This window comes from Amycolatopsis sp. CA-128772, assembly GCF_002904295.1.
In the GTDB taxonomy this organism is placed as follows: Bacteria; Actinomycetota; Actinomycetes; order Mycobacteriales; family Pseudonocardiaceae; genus Amycolatopsis.
In genome coordinates this window covers 160,081-179,695 of sequence record NZ_PPHG01000003.1, presented here as the reverse complement: position 1 = coordinate 179,695, position 19,615 = coordinate 160,081, and the positions used below count along the sequence as shown (strand labels likewise).

Annotated in this window: 23 protein-coding genes and 2 pseudogenes; 11 read left to right on the top strand and 14 right to left on the bottom strand. The window is 71.5% G+C overall.

Annotated features, from left to right (window positions below; translation table 11 throughout):
- Positions 1–12 precede the first annotated feature (12 nt).
- Positions 13–402: pseudogene (locus C2L59_RS50195) on the top strand (glycoside hydrolase family 15 protein); the annotation flags it as partial.
- A gap of 203 nt (positions 403–605) precedes the next feature.
- On the opposite strand, the gene C2L59_RS47350 reads toward C2L59_RS50195, so the two are convergent.
- Both C2L59_RS47350 and C2L59_RS01245 read right to left on the bottom strand, forming a co-directional pair.
- A complete protein-coding gene (locus tag C2L59_RS47350; RefSeq protein ID WP_158263013.1) occupies positions 606–758 on the bottom strand; it encodes a hypothetical protein in 153 nt (50 codons plus the stop codon).
- A 186-nt stretch (positions 759–944) separates the two neighbouring features.
- The gene (locus C2L59_RS01245; RefSeq protein WP_233223204.1) at positions 945–1,448 is read right to left on the bottom strand and encodes a beta-galactosidase domain 4-containing protein; all 504 of its coding nucleotides are present in this window, start codon (positions 1,446–1,448) and stop codon (positions 945–947) included.
- Here C2L59_RS01245 and C2L59_RS01240 point away from each other — a divergent pair.
- Both C2L59_RS01240 and C2L59_RS01235 read left to right on the top strand, forming a co-directional pair.
- Complete coding sequence (locus C2L59_RS01240) at positions 1,387–1,983, top strand: ANTAR domain-containing protein (protein WP_199198861.1); 597 nt, start codon at positions 1,387–1,389, stop codon at positions 1,981–1,983. The two genes, C2L59_RS01245 and C2L59_RS01240, sit on opposite strands and share 62 nt — an antisense overlap.
- Positions 1,984–2,047: 64 nt before the next feature.
- The gene (locus C2L59_RS01235) at positions 2,048–2,425 is read left to right on the top strand and encodes a DUF1330 domain-containing protein (protein ID WP_103347704.1); all 378 of its coding nucleotides are present in this window, start codon (positions 2,048–2,050) and stop codon (positions 2,423–2,425) included.
- Here the strand turns inward: C2L59_RS01235 and C2L59_RS01230 are convergent.
- From C2L59_RS01230 to C2L59_RS01220, 3 genes and pseudogenes are all read right to left on the bottom strand, one after another.
- On the bottom strand, positions 2,373–3,812 hold the full coding sequence (locus tag C2L59_RS01230) for a PP2C family protein-serine/threonine phosphatase (RefSeq protein ID WP_103347641.1): 1,440 nt from the start codon (positions 3,810–3,812) through the stop codon (positions 2,373–2,375). The two genes, C2L59_RS01235 and C2L59_RS01230, sit on opposite strands and share 53 nt — an antisense overlap.
- Before the next feature lie 174 nt (positions 3,813–3,986).
- A pseudogene (locus C2L59_RS01225) lies at positions 3,987–4,964 on the bottom strand (glutathione-independent formaldehyde dehydrogenase).
- A gap of 63 nt (positions 4,965–5,027) precedes the next feature.
- A complete protein-coding gene (locus C2L59_RS01220) occupies positions 5,028–5,978 on the bottom strand; it encodes a zinc-binding dehydrogenase (RefSeq protein WP_233223203.1) in 951 nt (316 codons plus the stop codon).
- A gap of 117 nt (positions 5,979–6,095) precedes the next feature.
- Between C2L59_RS01220 and C2L59_RS01215 the strand changes: the two genes are divergently transcribed.
- On the top strand, positions 6,096–6,533 hold the full coding sequence (locus C2L59_RS01215) for a PPOX class F420-dependent oxidoreductase (protein ID WP_103347639.1): 438 nt from the start codon (positions 6,096–6,098) through the stop codon (positions 6,531–6,533).
- A gap of 51 nt (positions 6,534–6,584) precedes the next feature.
- Here the strand turns inward: C2L59_RS01215 and C2L59_RS49755 are convergent, their stop codons facing one another.
- Positions 6,585–6,707: a hypothetical protein gene (locus tag C2L59_RS49755; protein WP_255410220.1), complete on the bottom strand. Its 123-nt coding sequence runs from the start codon at positions 6,705–6,707 to the stop codon at positions 6,585–6,587.
- 112 nt (positions 6,708–6,819) lie between these two features.
- Between C2L59_RS49755 and C2L59_RS01210 the strand changes: the two genes are divergently transcribed.
- Both C2L59_RS01210 and C2L59_RS01205 read left to right on the top strand, forming a co-directional pair.
- A complete protein-coding gene (locus C2L59_RS01210; protein ID WP_103347638.1) occupies positions 6,820–8,280 on the top strand; it encodes an aldehyde dehydrogenase family protein in 1,461 nt (486 codons plus the stop codon).
- Between the two features lie 135 nt (positions 8,281–8,415).
- The gene (locus tag C2L59_RS01205) at positions 8,416–9,279 is read left to right on the top strand and encodes an NAD(P)-dependent oxidoreductase (RefSeq protein ID WP_103347637.1); all 864 of its coding nucleotides are present in this window, start codon (positions 8,416–8,418) and stop codon (positions 9,277–9,279) included.
- Here the strand turns inward: C2L59_RS01205 and C2L59_RS46915 are convergent.
- Positions 9,273–9,542: an amino acid adenylation domain-containing protein gene (locus C2L59_RS46915; protein WP_146060248.1), complete on the bottom strand. Its 270-nt coding sequence runs from the start codon at positions 9,540–9,542 to the stop codon at positions 9,273–9,275. The two genes, C2L59_RS01205 and C2L59_RS46915, sit on opposite strands and share 7 nt — an antisense overlap.
- A gap of 549 nt (positions 9,543–10,091) precedes the next feature.
- On the opposite strand from C2L59_RS46915, the gene C2L59_RS48505 reads away from it, so the two are divergent.
- Complete coding sequence (locus C2L59_RS48505) at positions 10,092–10,277, top strand: hypothetical protein (protein ID WP_233223202.1); 186 nt, start codon at positions 10,092–10,094, stop codon at positions 10,275–10,277.
- A 317-nt stretch (positions 10,278–10,594) separates the two neighbouring features.
- Here C2L59_RS48505 and C2L59_RS01190 read toward each other — a convergent pair whose 3' ends face one another.
- The 4 genes from C2L59_RS01190 to C2L59_RS01175 all read right to left on the bottom strand — a co-directional run bounded on the left by C2L59_RS01190 (position 10,595) and on the right by C2L59_RS01175 (position 12,376).
- The gene (locus C2L59_RS01190; RefSeq protein WP_233223201.1) at positions 10,595–10,993 is read right to left on the bottom strand and encodes an integrase core domain-containing protein; all 399 of its coding nucleotides are present in this window, start codon (positions 10,991–10,993) and stop codon (positions 10,595–10,597) included.
- Positions 10,899–11,507: an IS3 family transposase gene (locus C2L59_RS01185; protein WP_103347633.1), complete on the bottom strand. Its 609-nt coding sequence runs from the start codon at positions 11,505–11,507 to the stop codon at positions 10,899–10,901. The genes C2L59_RS01190 and C2L59_RS01185 overlap by 95 nt, the downstream gene beginning before the upstream one ends.
- On the bottom strand, positions 11,507–11,878 hold the full coding sequence (locus C2L59_RS01180) for a transposase (protein ID WP_146060247.1): 372 nt from the start codon (positions 11,876–11,878) through the stop codon (positions 11,507–11,509). The genes C2L59_RS01185 and C2L59_RS01180 overlap by 1 nt, the downstream gene beginning before the upstream one ends.
- Positions 11,879–12,127: 249 nt before the next feature.
- A complete protein-coding gene (locus C2L59_RS01175; protein ID WP_103347631.1) occupies positions 12,128–12,376 on the bottom strand; it encodes a hypothetical protein in 249 nt (82 codons plus the stop codon).
- On the opposite strand from C2L59_RS01175, the gene C2L59_RS01170 reads away from it, so the two are divergent.
- Positions 12,369–13,238, top strand: coding sequence for a zinc-binding dehydrogenase (locus tag C2L59_RS01170; protein WP_233223200.1), 870 nt, complete (start codon positions 12,369–12,371; stop codon positions 13,236–13,238). The genes C2L59_RS01175 and C2L59_RS01170 overlap by 8 nt on opposite strands.
- 43 nt (positions 13,239–13,281) lie before the next feature.
- Here C2L59_RS01170 and C2L59_RS01165 read toward each other — a convergent pair whose 3' ends face one another.
- Positions 13,282–14,295, bottom strand: a complete 1,014-nt coding sequence (locus tag C2L59_RS01165; RefSeq protein WP_158263011.1) for an AraC family transcriptional regulator — start codon at positions 14,293–14,295, stop codon at positions 13,282–13,284.
- A 133-nt stretch (positions 14,296–14,428) separates the two neighbouring features.
- Here C2L59_RS01165 and C2L59_RS01160 point away from each other — a divergent pair, with 133 nt between their 5' ends.
- Positions 14,429–14,806, top strand: coding sequence for an STAS domain-containing protein (locus C2L59_RS01160; protein ID WP_158263010.1), 378 nt, complete (start codon positions 14,429–14,431; stop codon positions 14,804–14,806).
- 4 nt (positions 14,807–14,810) lie between these two features.
- On the opposite strand, the gene C2L59_RS01155 is transcribed toward C2L59_RS01160, so the two are convergent.
- Positions 14,811–15,938 carry a hypothetical protein gene (locus C2L59_RS01155; RefSeq protein ID WP_103347628.1) on the bottom strand — a complete coding sequence of 376 codons (1,128 nt, stop codon included), beginning with the start codon at positions 15,936–15,938 and terminating at the stop codon, positions 14,811–14,813.
- A gap of 101 nt (positions 15,939–16,039) precedes the next feature.
- Between C2L59_RS01155 and C2L59_RS01150 the strand changes: the two genes are divergently transcribed.
- Together C2L59_RS01150 and C2L59_RS01145 are read left to right on the top strand one after the other, a co-directional pair.
- On the top strand, positions 16,040–16,327 hold the full coding sequence (locus tag C2L59_RS01150; protein WP_103347627.1) for a hypothetical protein: 288 nt from the start codon (positions 16,040–16,042) through the stop codon (positions 16,325–16,327).
- Positions 16,328–16,362: 35 nt separating this feature from the next.
- Positions 16,363–17,976 carry an alpha-amylase family protein gene (locus C2L59_RS01145; protein WP_103347626.1) on the top strand — a complete coding sequence of 538 codons (1,614 nt, stop codon included), beginning with the start codon at positions 16,363–16,365 and terminating at the stop codon, positions 17,974–17,976.
- Here C2L59_RS01145 and C2L59_RS01140 read toward each other — a convergent pair.
- Positions 17,966–19,591: a glycoside hydrolase family 13 protein gene (locus C2L59_RS01140; RefSeq protein WP_103347625.1), complete on the bottom strand. Its 1,626-nt coding sequence runs from the start codon at positions 19,589–19,591 to the stop codon at positions 17,966–17,968. The genes C2L59_RS01145 and C2L59_RS01140 overlap by 11 nt on opposite strands.
- Positions 19,592–19,615 lie beyond the last annotated feature (24 nt).

Here is a 19,615-nt window from a genome sequence, read left to right as displayed (position 1 = left end):
GCGGAACGGCGGGTGCCCTGCCGGACCAGAAGCCCGGACCGCGCGGCACAGGCCGCGCGGTCCGGCGGCACGCCAGCGGATCTACAGCACGCCGCCGAGGTCGTGGTCGAGCTGACCACCCAGAGGTGGGACGAGCCTGATGCAGGGGTCTGGGAACTCGATCGTGCGTGGTGGACCCACTCCCGGCTGGCCTGCGTCGCGGGCCTGCGCAGCATCGCCCGCCACCTATCGGCCGGCCGGGCCGCCGAGCTGGTGACGCTCGCCGATCCCCTGGTGACCGAGACCGCCGGCCGCTGCTTCGATCCCCGGGGCGCGTGGCGGCGCAGCCCGGCCCACGACCACGTCGATGCCGCACTGCTGCTCCCGCCGGTGCGCGGGGCGTTACCCGCGGAAGACCCCGAGACACTGGCGACGCTCGCCGCAGTCCGCACCGAACGCACCCAGGACGGTTACGTCTACCGCTTCTCCCCCCCGCCACCGCCCGCTCGGCGACGCCGAAGGAGCCTTCCTGCTCTGCGGCCCCCATGCCTTCGTCCACGGCCTGCTCCTCGAGACCGCCCAGCGGCTCGCCGGCCCGGTACGTGCCTGACCACACCGGGAACGGTTCACACGCGGTGGCGCGCAGCCGCCCGGCGTCGAGCGGCCACGGTGACCGCCGTGACCGAGAAGATCGCGACCAGGATCCCGGCCACCAGGGCGTTGGTCTTCGCCGCGTCACGATGCCCTTCGGCCGGGTAGCCGAGTGCGACCCGGAGCACGACCTCCTGCCGCGGGGTGAGCGAACTCGGCCGGCAGGAAGAGGATGGTCCCGACTTCCGGCAGGTACGGCAGGTTCGGCGCGCCGGGGTGGACAGTCTGGTCCACTTTGGTCTCGCCGGTGCCGAACACCGTGTACGTGATCTCGTAGGTGGACGCGACGGAGGTGGGCAGGGTGCCGCGAACCGTCACGACCACGGCCCGGCCGGGGGGACCGAGACGTCGGTGACCGTCCGGTCGGCGCCCGCGTAGCGCCAGGTGGCGTTGCGGCTCGGCTGGCCGTTGCCGATGTCGTTGTCCGTCGGCGCGCGCCAGAAGTTCGGCACCGGCCCGGAGGTGATCGGCCGGACGCCGTGCGCCGCGTGCGAGGTGCTGAGACCCGTGCTCTTGGCGATCGACAACGTGAACCCAGGCCCGGAGATCTCGACGGCCTCGCCGGTCTCGCGCACGGTGGCCGCGGGGACCTGCGCGAGCGGCACCGGCTGGGCTGCGGGGGCGCCGAAGTCGACCGGCAACTGCTGCTTCGCCACTTCGAACCCGCGCTCGGCCCCGAGCGTGGGTGCCTTGGTGGTGAGGGAAAGCCGGAGGAAGTACTCCCCCACCGGCCGGGCGGGCCGACGCAGCGGCAGGGTGACCGTCCGGCTCGTCCGGGGCGGGACGTCGAGCTGCGCGCCGGGCCCTGAGGTCGCCATCGACCTCGACGACGTCCAGTACCGCACCGGCCAGGGCCCGTGCCTGGACGCGGCCACCCCGGACGGACCCGCCTACGCCCTCGAACAGGACCTGCTCACCACGGTGTCGTGGCCGCAGTTCGCGGCCGTGGCCACCGCGCACGGCCTGGGCGCGGTGCTCTCGACCGCGCTCCTGCCGCCGTCCGGCCCGGCCACGGTCAGCGGCGCGCTCAACATCTACGCGCACCGCGGCAGCATCACCGACACCGATCGCCACCGCGCCCTGCTGCTGGCCACGCACGCTTCCCTGGCCCTGCACCACGCCCGCAGCGTCGAAATCGCCGAACTCGAACGCGTCAACCCGCGCCGGGCCATCGCCTCCCGCGACGTCATCGGGCAGGCGAAAGGCATCCTGATGGCCCGCCAGGGCCTCGATGCCGACGCCGCCTTCGACCTCCTGCGCCGCACCTCGCAGCAGCTCAACGTCAAGCTGGCCGACATCGCCGCCACCCCGGTCGGCGACCACACCGCGCTGCTGTTCGCCGAAGATCGCTGAACTCCGGCACCCGTTCGCTAGCATGAGCAAGCGCTCATTCACCACAGCCGAAGCGGAGGACCGGATGGCAGTCGACCCGCGTGGCGCGGACCTCAAGCGATACCTGGCCGAGGACCCCGGCGGTCCCGTCGTGATGCTGAACCTGCTGCGGTTCCGGGAAGGCGGCCAAGACAGCTACGACCAGTACGCCGCAGCCCTCGAGAAGCGTTTCCTGTCCCGTTACGGCGCGAGAGTCCTGTACGCAGGCAGCGGATCGACGCCCCTCGTCGCGGAACCGGGACAGGACTGGGACGCAGTGCTGCTCGTGCAGTACCCGAGCCGGGAGGCGTTCAGCCGGATGGTCGCGGACCCGGAGTACCAGCAGGTCACCCACCTGCGGACCGAGGCCCTCAGCGAAGCCGTTCTCCAGGCGACGACTCCGTGGCCGGACGAGAGGCCCTGACTGGGGCGCGCAGCGGTCCCCGCTGAAGAACGGCCTGCCCCCTCCAAGGTCGACGTGGACGGAGGGAGGCCCATGACCGAGCAGGCCCGCACTGGCCGTGCGGCTCGCGACGCTGCCCGAGGCCGTCGTCCTGACCGCGACGGGCGACCTCGACCTCGGCAGCGCCTCGGAGCTGCGCACCCACGCACAGACCGTGCTGGCTGAACTCGTCGCGGCGACCGGCACCGCCGGCCTGCCGCTCGCGGTCGCCGCGGACGGCAATCCGGTTCTTCGCGCCTTGCAGCTCGTCCGGCTGGAGGAGAAAGCCGTCATCCACCCCACTGTCGACGCCGTCCGCGCGTGGGTCCGGCGCCAGCTCGGCCGATGAGGCTTCCTCGCCTGATTCACCCTCGCCCCATCCGGGGGATATGTTGGACGACGGGCCATCGACCGGGGCTCGCATCGGGAGTCGGGCAGTGCACCTGACGTGGGACGGCGCAGAGCAGGCCGGCCGGCACGTCCTGGACGTCGCCGGCGTCGGCCCGGCCGGCTTGGCCGCCGCCCGCGCTCCGGGAATCCGGACCGCCAGCAGCGCCACGTCATCGCCGGGTTCCGGGCCGGCCAGCCGGTCGGTCAGCTCGGCCAGCAGATCCGGCAGCGGCCGGTCCCCGTGGGTGGCCAGCAGGGCCCCGGCCCCGGCGACTTCGGCGTCGACGTCCGCGCCGGGGCGCTCGACCAGCCCGTCGGTGTAGAGCAACAGCACGGATCCGCGGGGCAGCACCATCCGGTGCGTCGCCCGCGCGACGGGCCCGTCAGGAAAGAGCAGCAAGTCCGCTTCGCTCAGCTCCCGGACGCTCCTGTCCGCGGCGCGCACCAGGGGCCGGGGGTGCCCGGCCGTGGTCCAAGCCGGCTCCCACGCGCCGTCCGGCAACGGCCGCAGGTCGCCGTGCACGAGCGTGCCACCGGCCCCGATCTCCAGCGTCCGGTTGGCGTGCTCGAGCGCGGTGACGATGTCCGCCGGTCCGGCACCGGGGTGGTCGAGGTCGGCTTGGCGCAGCAGGCTGCGCAGCTGTCCCATCAGCGTGGCCGCCTCGGTGTCGTGGCCGGTGATGTCGCCGATCGACACCGCCAGCGTCGCCGCGCCCGGACCGGCGGCGGGCAACGGGTAGGCGTCGTACCAGTCGCCGCCGACCAGGTCGCCGGTGGCGGCCGGCCGGTACAGCGCGGCCAGCTCGAGCCCCTCGACTTCGGGCAGCTCGGTGAGCATGGCTTCCTGCAGCAGCCGCGCCACCACGACCCGGTCGTCGACGAACAGCGCCCGTTCGACCGCGCGTGCGGTGTACCCGGCCGGCGCGGTCACGCCGGCCCGCTCCACGACGACCATCTCGTGCCGGATGTCCCAGCCCATGATCAGCGCACCCAGCGGCGCCCGGGCCCCGGCAGTGGCACGCAGACCGTCGTGTGGAGGCCCTGCCGGGTCAGCTCGGCGGCGGCGTCCGTGCTGAAGCCGGCTGCGATCAGCTCGTCGGGACCGTGGATGAGCAGCGTCGTGCGTACCCGGCGCTGCCGGCCGATCTCCCGGTCACGGCCGCAGCAGGACCTTGGTCCAGCCGTCTTCGCGGTGGTCGAACCGTTCGTACCCCTCCGCCGCCTGCTCGAGCGGCAGCTCGTGGGACACCAGGAACGCCGGGTTCGCCCGGCCCGTGATGATCAGGTCCCGCAGCCGCCGGTTGTACCGCTTCACCGGGCACTCGCCGGTACCCATGCGCTGCCCCTTCGTGAACAACGTGCCGTAGTCGAACCCGATCCGGCCCCCCTTCGCCCCTTCGGTCGCTGCACCCGGGTCCTGCGGGACGTAGACCCCGACCACACCGATTCCCCCGGTCGAGCGCACCGACTTGATCAGGTTGTCCAGCACCAGTTCCGGGTGCTCCTGGCCGGAGTGGTCGTGCGCCTGGTAGCCGACCGCTTCGACCCCGCAGTCCGCGCCCTGCCCGCCAGTGGCCGCCAAGATCTGCTCCACCGGGTCCGCCTCGCCGAAGTCCACCGGGAGCACACCGATCTTCTCGGCCATCGCCAGCCGGTCGCGTTCCTTGTCGACCACGTACACCTCGGCCGCGCCGCGGATCACCGCGCTGTGCGCGGCCAGCAGGCCCACCGGCCCGGCCCCGAACACGACCACCCGGTCCCCCGGGCGCATCACGGCCAGCTCGGTGCCGTGCCAGCCGGTCGGGAAGATGTCCGACCCGCAGGCAGAACGACGTCCAGCCTTCCAGGCAGTTCAGGCAGGTGCCGCAGGCGATGTTGAACGGCACCGACACCCGATCGCCGACCTTCACCCGCGTGACACCGGCCCCGATCTCGACGACGATGCCCATGTTCTCGTGGCCGAGGACCTTCCCTTGCTCGACCGCGGTCCGGCCCTCGTACATGTGCAGGTCCGAGCCGCAGATGTTCGTCGTCGTGATCTTCACGATCGCGTCCGTCGGCTGGTTGATCACCGGATCGGGCACTCCCGCACTTCCACCTGACGCGGGCCTTGGTACACCACTGCCTTCATGTCCACTCCCATCGATCACTTGAACTCCGGCGCGGCTACCCGGCGCACCCGGTGGTAACCCGTTCAGGTGAGGTCGAGGATCGTCTTTCCGCGGCCGTGCCCGGAATCGAGCCGTTCATGCGCTTTGCGCACCTGATCCAGCGGCAGGACTTCGTCGACGACCGGCCGGGCTTGGCGGCGTTCGAACACCGGGGTCATCTCCTCCAGCCGGCGGCGCTCCCGGGTCAGCATGATCCCGTGCAGCAGCTGGTTCCGCTGGTACAGCGGGCCCAGCTCACCCTTGGGCGGCAGGACCGTCGCGATCCGGCCGAACACCCGCGTCGCCGCGCAGCTCTTGACGAGGTTCTGCCCGCCGACGAGGTCCAGCACGGCGTCGACCCCGGTCCCGCCGGTGTGCTCCAGCGCCACTTCGACCGGGTCGGCTTCGTGGTAGTCGATCGGCGTCGCGCCGAGGTCGCGCAGCAAGTTCTGGTTGTCCGGTCCGGCCGTGGCCAGCACCCGGGCGCCCGCCACGGTGGCGAACTGCACGGCGAACGTACCCACCCCGCCCGCGCCGGCGTGCACCAGCACCGTCTCCCCGGGCCGCACCGCCAGCCGCCGTACGATCGCCTCCCACGCGGTGCCGCCCGCCAGCGGGATCGCCGCTGCCTCCACATGACTGAGCCCCCGGGGCTTCGGTGCGGCGATGGCCGCGGCCACCACGTTCAGCTCGGTGTAGCTCCCCGACCGCGACGCCATTTCCGGGGTGTAGAACACCTCGTCACCCTGGGCGAAGTTGGTGACGCCGGAGCCCACCTCCTCGACGACACCGGAGACGTCACCGCCGAGGACCGCGGGCAGCTCGAGGTCCGGGATCGCCACCCCCTGCCGGATCTTCGCCTCCACCGGGTTGGTCCCCGACGCGCACACCCGGACCAGGATCTCTCCCGGACCCGGCTCGGGCCGGTCGACCTCCTTCAGCGTCAGCACGTCAGGGCCACCGAACTCCGTCATCACCACGGCTTGCACAGACATTCCGATCGCGTACCCGGCAGCGGCCCGGAGAAACGGCTTCCGTTTGCCATCCCCCCGGTCGGGTAGCCGCCCGGGGTGGCGCAGTGCGCGCCGCGCCCGACCGGAAGGGAGCCGACGTTGCCCGCACGCACGGCCGATGGCCCGAAGCTGCTGCCCGAGACCGAAGAACTGGCCACCGGCAAGAACTTCGCCGCGGTCACCACCGTCCTGCCCAGCGGCCGGCTGCAGACCCAGATGATCTGGGTCGACATCGAGGACGGCGAAATCGTGCTCAACACCGAAACCCACCGCGCGAAGGCGCACAACGTCGCCCGCGACCCGCGGATCACCGTGCTCATCCGCGACGAAGCCAACCCCTACCGCTACGCCGAGGTCCGCGGGAAGGTGACCGGCGTCGAGAACGGCGAACGCGCCCGCCGTCAGGTCGACCGGCTCTCCCGCAAGTACACCGGCGAGGACTACCCGCCCGACAACATCAAGTCCGAGCGCGTGATCCTTCGCGTGACCCCGGAGCGGCAGACCTACATCGACCAGGCCAAGGGCGTCGCGGACTGACCGTCGTCCGTCGGAGGAAGGCGCCCATACCGGTCACCGTCCGGCTCACGATCAGCTGGTTGATCTCCGGGTGCCCGCGTGGCTGTAGAGCGCTTCGGCGTCATCCAAGAACCGGGCAGCATCGTTCTCCAGAAGAATGCCGTTGCCGCCGAACACCTGCCGGGCCAACGCCACCGTCGCCGCGTATCCGGGAGGTGACCCGTCGCGCCCGGCCCGACACATCGGGCCGTTTGCTCCTCAGCCACCCGGGTAGCCGACCTCCCAGACCCGGACGAGAGGACAAGACGTGGGATTGCTCGACGAACGCGACCGCTGGGCCGGCCGGGTGTTCACCGGCGAGTGGACGCGCACCGCCGCGACGACGGCCTCGACCGAACCCGCCACCGGCGACGAGCTCGGCCAGGTCGGTACGGCCACCGCGGACGACCTCGCCCGCTCGGCGGCCGCCGCGGCCGAACACGGGCGGGCGTGGGCGCACGCGGACTATCGGGAACGCGCCGCCGTCCTGCGCCGCGCCGCGGCCCTGTTCGAAGAGCACCGCGGCGAGATCGCCGGCTGGCTCACCCGCGAAGCCGGGAAGACCGCCACCGCCGTCGAACTCGAACTGAACCTCACCCTCGACGAGCTGCACGAAGCCGCGTCGCTGGCCAGCGCGCCATGGGGCACGCTGCTGCCCACCACCCAGGAGGGCCGCACCAGCATCGCCCGGCGCGTTCCCTTCGGCGTGGTCGCGGTGATCGCACCGTGGAACTTCCCGCTCATCCTCGCCATGCGCTCGGTCGCCCCGGCCCTGGCGACCGGCAACGCCGTCGTGCTCAAACCCGCCAGCGACACCGCGATCTGCTGCGGCGTCGTCATCGCCCGGCTCTTCGAAGAGGCCGGACTGCCCGCGGGCGTGCTGCACATGCTGCCCGGCAAGGGCAGCGAACTCGGCAACGCCGTCGCCGAAGACCCGCACATCGACATGATCTCCTTCACCGGCTCCACCCCGGTCGGGCGCGAACTGGCCAAGGCCGCGGCCGGCAGCTTCAAGAAGTTCGTCTCCGAACTCGGCGGCAACAACGCGTTCGTGGTCCTCGACGACGCCGACGTATCGGCCGCCGCGGCCGCCGGCGCGTTCGGCAGCTTCGTCCACCAAGGGCAGGTCTGCATGGCCGTGGGACGGCACCTGGTCGCCGAGAAGATTGCCGACGCCTACGTCGAGGAGCTCACGCGCATCGCCGACGGCCTGCGGGTCGGCGATCCCCGTGACGACGTCGACCTGGGCCCGGTCATCAACTCCGGCCAGGCCGACCACATCGAATCCGTCGTGGCACGGTCGGTCGACGCGGGCGCGAAGGTCACCGCGGGCGGGCGCCACGACGGGCTGTTCTTCCGCCCGACCGTCCTGGCGGGCGTCGCTCCCGACATGCCGGCGTTCACCGAGGAAATCTTCGGCCCGGTCGCGGTCGTCACCACGTTCAGCGATGACAACGAATCCGTCCGCTTGGCCAACGCGACCCCCTACGGGCTCGTCGCGGGAGTCCACAGTGGATCCGCCGCGCGCGCCCGCGCGGTGGGCGACCGGCTGCACGCCGGGATGGTGCACGTCAACGACCAGACGGTCAACGACGAGACCATCGCGCCGTTCGGCGGGATCGGCGAGTCCGGCGGGAGCAGCCGGTTCGGTTCGTTCGTCAACCTCGACGAGTTCACCCGCTGGCAATGGGTCACCCTCCGGGACGAGCAAAGCCGTCCGCAGCTGTGAGCGCAGGAACGAGGAACCGATGACCCACCAGTGCCCGGAAGCGGCCGAGGACACCACGAACGAACTTCCGCGGCGAGCCGTGACCCGCCCGCCTCGAACCGGTTTCTCCCCGGCTCACGCGGGTACCGCCGAACCATGACCAAAACGGCAGCCGTGCTCGGCACGGGACTCATGGGCAGCGGCATGGCGCGCAACCTGGCCAAAGCCGGACTGGACGTCACCGCCTGGAATCGCACCACCGAGAAGGCCCGCCCGCTCGCCGGCGACGGTATCACCGTCGCCGAGGACCCGGCCGAGGCCGTCACGGGCGCCGACGTCGTACTGACCATGCTCTTCGACATCGACGCGGTCGCCGACGTGATGGGCCGGGCCCTGCCCGCGTTCGGACCGGGCACCGTCTGGATCCAGTCGGGCACCGTCGGCCTGGCCGGCACCACCCGCCTGGCCGAGCTGGCCGGGCAGCACCAGGTGAAGCTCGTCGACGCGCCCGTACTGGGCACCAAGCAGCCCGCCGAGGAGGGCAAGCTCATCGTCCTCGCCGGCGGTCCTGCCGACCTGAAGGACACCGTCACCCCGGTCTTCGACGCCATCGGCGCCCGCACCGTCTGGGTCGGCGACCGGCCCGGCGACGGGCACCGCCTCAAACTCGCCGCCAACGCGTGGGTCCTCTCGGTCACCGCCGCCACCGCCCAGAGCATCGCCATCGCCGATCGTCTCGGGATAGACCCCGGCGGCTTCCTCGACGTGATCGCCGGCGGCCCCCTCGACTGCGACTACGCCCAGCTCAAGGGCAAGGCGATGATCCAGGACGAGCTCGAGCCGTCGTTCGGGCTCGGCGGCGCGGTCAAGGACAGCGCCCTGATCCTCGACGCGATGCGCGAAGCCGGCGTCGACGACCGGCTGATGGCCGCGATGCACGACCAGTTCGCCGCCGCCGAAACCGACCACGGCGAGGAGGACATGGCCGCGGTCGTCCACGTCGTGACCGGCGCTCACTGACGCGATGGGGGCGGCGATCGGCCGGCGGGGCCGCCGCGTCGTTGGCACTGGCGGTGTTGGGTCGGAGCTCGCTCGCGCACCGCCCCGATGTCGTGCGGGAGCAGCTCGCCGGAGTCGGCGACGACGACGAGCCGCAGGTCCGGCAGCCGTGGCACCGTTCGCTGGGCCGCGACGGCGCGCAGGATCGCCGGATCGAGGTAGGCGACTGTGACGGTGTTGTCCCGGAGCCACCGGGCGAGCACGCCTGGCTCACTGGTGTCCACGGGGTCCGGGATCACCACCGTGCCGCCGGCCGCGAAGGTGCCGCGAAGTGCGGAAACCAGCTGGCCGGGCCGGCTGGAGAGGACGACGACGCGGTCGGTGGCGGCCAGTCCGCATCGCTCGACGGCCCAGTCTTCCTCCGCGGCCCCGGCGCGGCCGGTCCGGCAGGGCGGTGACCGCCGGTGCGGACAGCAGGCCGCTGAGGTCCACCGTGCCGGCGGCGGGCTTGGCGGCGGGGGCGGCGTCGAGCACAACCGGGAGCCTCATCGACCCGATCACGTCGGGATCGTCCGTCTCGACGACGGCGGGCGTCACCCCTGCCTGCGCACCCGGCCAATGCGGCCACGAACCCGGCGCCGGGGCGCCGGACCACACCGGCCGAGTCCGCCCCCCGCCGGGTGAGGACCTCCGCGATACCGGCCGCGGCGTGCCGTAGCCACGAGTAGGTGCGGGCACCGTCACCATCGACCACGGCGACCCGGTCGTCCTGGCCCGCGAGCGAGGGTGAAGGGCCGCACGGGTCGTTCCACCGCGGTGTCGCCGGCTTCGGCGTGCCGCTCGTCCTCGACGGGTTCGTCGAGCAGCCGCAGGCCCGCGTCCCGCACGCCCGCGCGCAGCAGGGAACGCAGTTGCCGCAGCAGCGCGCCGCCCATCGCCGCGTCGCAGCGATCCGTGGCGAAGTCGAGCTTGAACCGCAGGACACCCCCGGTTTCCTGTGCGGTAGATCCACGGCATAGACACACTCGACCCCAACCATCCTCACACCGCTGTCACGATGAGTAGGTCCAGTCAGGCTCTGACGGAGAGCATGTATGCGTGCTGTGGCGCGCGTAGAGATTCAACCGGCCTGCGACCCTGATCCGCGCGGTTCTGTGTGCGCCGCCCTGGGCGGCGGCCGCTGGGCCGCTTCTCATGACGAGGCGGCAGTGGAGCAGCACGTCGGACGACTTGACCGGCCGTGAGATCCGAAGCCAGCCAGCTCCACACCCGGCCCCGGCTCAGTCGTCCGCCTCTGTGAGGTTCACCCCGAACGGTGGACAGGGGCTTACACAGTTCAAGCAGCCACTGACAATGAGGTCTCATAGGCGTCGGGGCTGAGCATCCCGATCGAGGAGTGCCGCCGCCCACTGTTGTAGAAACGGATCCACTTGTCCATCGCGGCAACGAGTTCCGCCTTCGTGGCGTAGACGTGCCGGTAGTACTCCTCATGGTTGAACGTCGACCAGAACGACTCCGCCGGACTGTTGTCCCAGCAGACCCCGGTCGCGCCCATCGACCGACGCAACCCGTGCCGCGAGCACGCCTGCGCCGTCAGATGCGCCGTGAATTCCCCGCCACGGTCCGGATGCAGAATCGTGTCACGACACCCACCACCCCGGGCAGCCACCGCGCCGTCGATGGCGAGGCTGACCATCTCGGCGCTGATGTGGTCGGAGATGCTGTAGCCCAGCACTTTCCGGGAATGCCCGTCCCGGATCGCACACAAGAAACATCTCCCCCTCACCACACCTCAGATACGTGACGTCGGTCAACCACACCGCATCGACCCGGCCCTGGTCGAAATGCCGGTCGACCAGGTCCGGTGGGAACGACGCGGCCTGATCGACCACCGTCGTCCTCTCCTTGAACGTGCGCGGGCTGATGCCCTCGATCCCGATCGCGGCCATGATCCTGGCGACGGTCTTCGCCGTGATCACCTCCCCGTGGTCACGCAGCTCGGCGGTAATACGCGGCGACCCATAGGTTCCGCGGGAGTCCTGGTGCACCTCGGTGATCTTCACCTCCAGGTCGGCCCGGCGTTGCTGCCGCGGCGTCAGCACCGTCGCCGCGGCGCGTGTGACGTGGGCGTAGTAGCCGGACGTGGACACGCCCAGCAGCCGCGCCATCCGCCGGACCGAGAACCGCGGCCGCAGCGGCGAGGAGGCGACGATCCCGGCGATGGTGTCGGGGCCGGCGTACTTGGCCATCAGAGCGAACCGTGCTGATTCTTCTGCATCGCGGCAAAGTACGCCGAGGCTTTTTTCAGGGACGCGTTGTCCTTCTCCAGCTCGGTCACCTGCCGGCGCAGCCGCTGCAGCTCGGCTCGTTCGGCAGCTCCCAGCGGTTCCTCACCGTGGACTTCGGCGGCGGTGATCCGGCGGCGTTCGTCTTTGCCCCGGACACTGAGCATGCCCGGATCGATCCCAAGCTCACGGGCGACCTCGCTGATCGTCCGGCCGGAATCGATCACCCGGTGGGCAGCCTCGACCTTGTACTCCCGCGTATACGACCGGCGCTTGCGAGCAGGCATATAGACATCCGTCAGCAGGACCCGCAGTCCTGCTAACTCGGTGTCCACTACCCGGGGTGAACCTCACAGACCAAAAGAGCGCGCCAAGGCGCACCGACAGAACGCACGAGATTCCCCTCGCCCGGAGCAACCAGCACACAGCCGGGCCCCCGACGACCCATGATCACCCTGTCAAACCGGCCGACGATCCGGAATAGACCATCAGGCGTACAAATCCGGCGAAACCCTCTTACAGTTACCCATCATTACGACAAACCGGACAATCGGAACTCGCACTCGCCGAGTTGGTCGAGCCCGTCAGTCGCGGTCGAAAGCTGAGACGTACAGCGGCGCAGTTTTGATTGCGAAAGCCTTCACCGCTTTCAGGCTGTCGTTCCAGGCACCCGCGAAGGTGATCGACGTGGCCCGGTTCGCGTGGCCCAGCACCAGAACGCAGTGCACCAGGCTGTTGGGGCGGGGACTCGCACAGAACCCCGCCTGCGGATCGACCAGTCCGGGCACCGAGAAGTCGCTGACGATCGGGTACTGCTCGTGCTCGATGGTCACCGTCCGGCAGCTGATCGCCTGTGGCACGCTGGCGACCACGTCGGCACCGGTCAGCCCCGCATACTCGCCCACCAACTCGCACCTGACCGGCGGGTTCGCGGGTGGCCAGGCGCAGTACGCGCGCGTGCCGTTCGCCGACGTCGGCCCGATCAAGATCGAGTCGGACCTGAGCGACGAACAGGTGCTGTTCCTCTCCGACATCCTGCCGACCGGCTACATGGGCGCCGAGATGTGCGACATCCGGTCCAGCGACGTGGTCGCGGTCTGGGGCGCCGGCCCGGTCGGCCAGTTCGCCATGGACAGCGCCCGGCTCCTGGGTGCGGCGAAGGTCATCGCCATCGACAAGGAGCCGTACCGGCTGGCGCTGGCGGAACGGGCGGGCCACGTCCCGGTGAACTTCGAGGAGGTCGACGTCCGGTCCCGGCTGCTGGAGCTGACCGGTGGCCGCGGCCCCGACAAATGCATCGACGCCGTCGGGCTGGAAGCCACCCACGGCAGCGCGCACATCGCCGCCTACGACCGGGTCAAGCAGGCCGTGCGATCGGAGACCGACCGCCCGCACGCGTTGCGCCAGGCGATCCTCTCGTGCCGCAGCGGCGGCGTGGTTTCGGTGATCGGGGTGTACGGCGGTCTGCTGGACAAGTTCCCCGCCGGTGCGTGGATGAATCGGTCGCTGACCCTGCGGACCGGGCAGTGCCACGTGCAGCGCTACCTGAAGCCGCTGCTGCAGCGCATCGAACGCGGGGAGCTCGACCCGACCCGGATCATCACCCACACCCTGCCGCTGGAGGAGGCCCACCGCGGCTTCGAGATGTTCAAGAACAAGCAGGACAACTGCGAAAAGGTCGTCCTCAAACCCTGACCGGTACCCGGGATCCGGCGTCGACGCCGCAGCCACCCTGGCGTCAGCCGTTCGTCCCCTTCCCCGAGTGACGGCCGTGCAAGGTCTCCGAGGGCAGAGCGCCGAACTTGCGGCGGTAGGCCGTCGAGAACCGGCCGGCGTGCAGGAAGCCCCAGCGAGCGGCGACGGCGGCGATAGTCGTTCCGCCGGGGTCGGCCACCGCGAGTTCGCCGTGCACCCGGGTCAGGCGGACATCTCGCAGGTAGGCCATCGGCGGCAGGCCGAACCAGCGCTGGAACCCTTCCTGCAGTGCTCGGACGCTGACCGAGACTTCGCCGGCCAAGGTGCTCGAGGTCCACGGCAGCCCCGGCTCGTCTTCGATCAGTTCGACGGCCCGGCGCAGCGCCCGGGGCGGTGACGGTGCCGCCGGCGCGTGCAGCAGGCGGCTGTAGTTGCTCGGCTGGGCCAGCAGCAGACCGGCGATCACCAGGCCCTGCAGGTGCGCGGCGGCCGCCGGGTGGTGCGTGATCCCGTCCGGCCGGTCCGCCTCACGTTCCAGCAGGGCCAGCACCTCGAGCCACGACCGCGCCGCCGGGGCGCCCAGGTCCATGGCGGTGGTGAAGCGCAGCCGCTCGCCCGGCGGCCGCCCGAGCTGGCGCTGCAACTCCAGCTCCAGCTCGTGCCGCTCGATCATCAGGCAGAGCTGGGCGCACCCGGCTCCCCATCGCAGGTCGGCCGGATGGCCCGGCATGAACACGGCGGCCCGGCCCGGGCCGGCGAACACCGGTTCCCCCGAGCCGCAGCGCTGCTCGCACCGCCCGGTGACCGGGATGTTGACGTGGTAGCCGCCGGCGTCGACCGTGCCGAGCCGGACCGCGCTCCCGTAGCGCAGGTAGCCCGCGGTCACCGCGCCCACCCGGACCGCGTTGAGCTGCATGTCCAGGCCGGTCTCGCGGTCCAGCACCTCGAGCCGATGAGGCAGGTACGTCCGGGTCACCGCCTCGTGCGCTTCGTCGACGTCCATCGCGCGAGCGACCGGATGCCCGGGCAGCAGCTCCGTCTGAGGCAAGCCCGTCACAAGCCGAACAGTAATCGCCTCGTCACCGGCGCGCCGACGCGGGTAACGGACAGGATGCCGCGTGAATCGGCTGTGCCGGAGCAGCGCCGGGCCCTTCAATGGAGTGGCCGGAGGAGCTACCGCGGGGAGAGACGTGCAGGTGACGGACCAGGGCTCGTCGGTGACGCAGTCCGTGCTGGTCGAGCCATTGGACCACCTGCGGCCGGGAGCCCGGCTGCTGCGTCCGTGCGGTCCTTTCCACGCCCGGACCGGGATCGAACTGATGGCCGCCATCGACGGGCAGCGAGCGCATGGCCTCGATCTGCTGATCCTCGACCTGACCGGACCGGCCGTCTTCGGTCCGGTGGCCCTCCAGATCGTCGTGCAGATCGCGACGGAGCTCCGCCGTGTCGAAGTCGGGTTGCGGCTGGCCGGCTCGGAACAGGCCGTCGGCTGGCCCTTGACCGTCGCCGGCGTGCGGTCCCTGTTCACCCTGCACGACACGGTCGGGGAAGCCCTCCGAGCCCGGTGACCGCTCAGTCGTCATCGCCGTTGTCGGCTTCGCCGGCGCGCTCGCGGTTGCGCTGCTGGCGCTCCCGCTCACGCCGGCTGTAGGTCGCCCGGCGGACGCGGTCCTCGTCCTCGAGGTTCGAACCCAATGCCCCGGCGACGATACCCACGGAAGTCGCGAGCCACACCAGCTTCAGGTACGAAGCCGGCCCGGCCGGATGGCCGAGGACCTGCCCGAAGTAGGTGCCTTCGATCAGGACGATCGACGCCACCAGGGCCAGCACGAAGAGGATGGCGTACATGCACGCCACGCCGATCGACAACGTCAGCGCGGTCGAGGCGTTGTACAAGACCGCTTTCCGCCGGTCGAGGTGCCCGGACGGCGAATCCCACAGGTGGTTGTGCACCATCAGCCAGCCCGCCATGACCACGATCGCCAGCACCGTGATCCCCGCCAGCCGCAGCGCGGGCAATGCCTCGGCGAGCTTCCAGAACGAGGTCGTGATGATGCCGTAGGCCGCGGTGGCCGCCGCGGCCGCGGTGGCTCCGGCGAGGTTGGGCACCAGCCGCCACGGGCGGTTGTCCCGGATCATCCCGGCCAGCAGCCGCAGCCGGCCGCGCACCCCCACCAGGGCCAAGTGCTCATCTGCGGCGCCGCGGCCGCGGATGTGCCGCGTCGGCGCCACCAGCTCCCGCAGCCGGTCGAGGAACCCCCGGGGCGGATCGGCCTCCTTCGCCGAGCGGTGCGCCACCAGGTGCCGGACCAGGTGGACGACCAGCCGGGAAGCCCGCCCGTGCAGCCGCAAGGCACCCAGCGCGGGCAGCGACACCATCGCCACGCCGTGGTCGCCGTTGTAGTCCGACGCGATCGGGACCGTACCGGCTCGCCGCGGGAGGTCGGTGATCAGCACCAGCAGGTCCCAGCCGTGTTCGGCCCGGCGCTCCTGCGCCAGGTCCAGCATGGGAATGTCCCCCTCCTCGTTCAGCGGAAGGGACTGCGTCTCGTGCTCGACTCGCCAGGTCGTCTCTTCGCCGAGGTCACGCGCCAGGCGGGCGGGCAGGTCGTCCGCGATTCTCCCGGCGAGCTGCCCGGGCAACCCGTCATCGGTCAGCAGGCCCACCACCAGGGCCTCCGGCGCACGCTGGGCGGTCATGCTCGAGCCTTTCCTCGAAGGGAGCGCTTCGGGTTCCCGGCGCGGCCACCGCCAAACCCGGCCGGAAGTTTGCCGGCCGGAGCACCGGGTACGGCCCTTCCATGACCGAAAAGGACGAAACGACGACCGACGACGATCTGCGCGCGGAAGAGTTCGACCGCACCACGGTGGGAACGGTGCTAGCGGCCGGCGACTGGGCCGGGTGGGACGACCTGCTCGACTGGCTGCGCTCCGAAGGCCCGGGCGTCCGGGAGCTGTCCCCCGGTGCGCTGCGCGGCATCCGGCAGGACGCCGAACGGGCCTGCGCCATGGGCTTTCCGTTCCCCCACGACCCGGACCACCTCTACGCCATCCTTCGCGGCCAGCACCTGGCACGGGCACATGACTGAGTTTGCCGGAGAGGCGCACGGGTAGCCGCCGCATCGTGGATCGGTGGTACCGCAACGGAGTCATCTACTCCCTCGACATCGAGACCTTTCAGGACTCCGATGACGACGGGGTCGGTGATCTGTGCGGCCTCACCGAGCGGCTGGACTACCTCGGGCGGCTGGGGGTGGACACCATCTGGCTCAACCCGTGTCACCCCTCGCCGCGTCGCGACGGCGGCTACGACATCACCGACTACTACGGCATCGACCCGCGCTTCGGCACGCTCGGCGACTTCGCCGAACTCGTGAGCCAGGCCGACGAGGCCGGCATCCGGATCGTGCTGGACCTGGTGGTCAACCACACCAGCGACGAGCACCCGTGGTTCCGGTCGGCGCTCTCGGGCCGGGAGGCGCCGTACCACGACTGGTACGTGTGGGCCGACCACGAACCCGCCGACCGGTGGGACGGCTGCGTGTTCCCCGGGTCCGAAGAGGAGACCTGGAGCTACGCCGAGTCCGTCGGCCGCTGGTACCGGCACCGGTTCTACCGCTTCCAGCCCGAGCTCGACGTCGAACACCCGGAGGTGGCGGCCGAGCTGGCCAAGATCGTCACCTTCTGGCTGCGGCTCGGCGTCGCCGGCTTCCGGATCGACGCGGCCCCGTTCCTCATCGAGTCACACGGGCGACGGGACTTCAGCCTCCTGCGGCGGCTGCGGGAAACCGCTTCCTGGCAACGCGGGGACGCCATTCTGCTCGCGGAGGCGAACGTGCCCGAGGACGAGCTGCTCGAGTACTTCGGCACCGCGGACGACGAGGCCAGCCGCGCGACGATGCTCTTCGACTTCCGGCTCAACCAGGCCCTGATGCTCGGGCTGGCCCGCGGCGACGCCGAGCCCGTCCGGGAGCGGCTGCGGCACTCACCGCGGCTGCCGGGCCAGGCCCAGTGGGCCACCTTCCTGCGCAACCACGACGAGGTCGACCTCGGGGGCCTGTCCCCCGCCGAACGCGGTGACGTGATCGGCCGGTTCGGGCCGGAGCCCCACATGCAGCTGTACGACCGCGGCATCCGGCGCCGGCTGGCCTGCATGCTGGACGGCGACCGGCGGCGGCTGGAACTGGCCTACAGCCTGCTGCTCACCATGCCGGGCAGCCCCGTGCTGCGGTACGGCGACGAGATCGGCATGGGCGAGGACCTCGCGCTGCCCGAGCGCACCGCGATCCGCACGCCGATGCAGTGGTCCGACGGAACCAACGGCGGGTTCTCCGGTGCGCCGGCCGGGCAGCTGGTCGCACCGCTCGTCCAGGGCGGGCCGTTCGGGTACGAGCGGGTCAACGTCCTCGGCCAGCGCCGGGACGCGAACAGCCTGCTCACCTGGTTCGAGCGAGTGCTGCACACCCGCAAGGAGTGCCCGGAGATCGCCGTCGGCAGGCACGAGCCCGTCGACGGCGGCCCGCCGGAGGTGCTGGTGCACCGGGCCGAAACGGCGAAGGGCCGCATGGTGTTCGTGCACAACCTGGGCCCCACCGCCTGCCGCGTCCGCATCCCGGCCGAGGCGGACGACATCGCGCTGGCGGTGTTCGAGGACAGCGGCTACGACGACCGGATCGACCCGGCGGACGTGGCCATCGCCGGCCACGGCTACCGCTGGTTCCGCCTCGTCACGGCCTGACCAGCCACGCGGCGGCCTCCGGCGGCACCCGGCCACCGTCCGGCGGCACGCTGGCCAGCAGCACCCGCACGCCTTCCGGCAGCGCGAAGGGCTCGGCGGACAGGTTCACCACGCACTCGAACCCCGGCTCACGCGCGAAGAACAGCACTCCCTCCGGCGCGGGCAGCCACGTCATCGTCCCGTCCCCCAGCGCCGGGTGCTCGCGCCGCGCCGCGAGGGCGGCGCGGTACAGGCAAAGCATCGACTCCGGGTCGTCGCCCTGGGCCTGCACGGTCAGCTCCCGCCACCGGGCCGGCTGCGGCAGCCACGTTCGCGCGCCGCCGCCGGTGAAGCCGAACGGGGGTGCCGTTCCCGACCACGGCAGCGGCACCCGGCAGCCGTCGCGGCCGCGGCGGGTGTGGCCGGAGCGCTCCCACGTCGGGTCGGTCAGCACGTCCTCGGGCAGGTCCTCGACCTCCTCCAGGCCCAGTTCCTCGCCCTGGTACAGGTACGCGCCGCCGGGAAGTGCCAGCATCAGCAGCAACGCCGCCCGCGCCCGCCGCCGGCCCAGCGCGAGGTCGGCCGGCCCGGGCGGGCACGGGTGGTCCTCGACCCGCGTGTGGGCGCGGCCGAACCGCGTCACGTGCCGGACGACGTCGTGGTTGGACAGCACCCACGTCGCGGGCGCGCCCGCCGCGTGCAGGGCCTTCACCGTGCAGTCGATCACCGAGCGCAGCGCCCCGGCGTCCCAGGAGCAGCGCAGGAAGTCGAAGTTGAACGCCGTGTGCAGCTCGTCCGGGCGGACGTAGCACGCCAGCCGCTCCGGCTTCGCGACCCACGCCTCGGCGACGAACACCCGGTCCGGGCCGAACTCGGCCGCGACCTTGCGCCACGACCGGTAGATGTCGTGCACGCCCTCGAGGTCCCAGTGCGGGTGCCGGCCGCGGTCCGGCGGCTGCACCAGGTCTCCGTGGTCGGCGCCCAGATCGGGGAACGACGTGTCCTTCACCAGGCCGTGCGCGACGTCGATGCGGACGCCGTCGACGCCACGGGAGAACCAGAACCGCAGCAGGTCCTCGTACTCGGCCCGCACCTCGGGGTGGTCCCAGTTGAGGTCGGGCTGTTCCGGGGCGAACAGGTGCAGGTACCACTCGCCGTCGGGCACCCGCTTCCACGCGGGGCCGCCGAAGACACTGCGCCAGTCGGTGGGCGGCCGCTCGCCGCCGGTGCCCCGCCCCGGGCGGAAGTGGTACCGCGCTCGTTCGGGCGAACCGGGCCCGGCGGCCAGCGCGGCCCGGAACCACCGGTGGCGGTCGGAAGTGTGGTTCGGCACGACGTCGATCAGCAGCCGCAGCCCGGCCCGGTGCACCTCGGAGATCAGCTCGAGCGCGTCCGCGTCGGTCCCGAACAGCGGGTCGACGGCCCGGTGGTCTTCGATGTCGTAGCCCCCGTCGACCATGGGCGAGCGGTACCACGGTGTCGTCCACACCGCGTCGACACCCAGGTCGGCCAGGTAGCCGAGCCGCGAGCGCAGGCCCGCGAGATCCCCGGTGCCATCGCCGTTCGCGTCGGCGAAGCTGCGGGGGTAGACCTCGTAAACGACGGCGTCGCGCCACCAGTTCTCGGAGTCGTCCATGGTCTCCGGGTAGCCGCTCCCGGC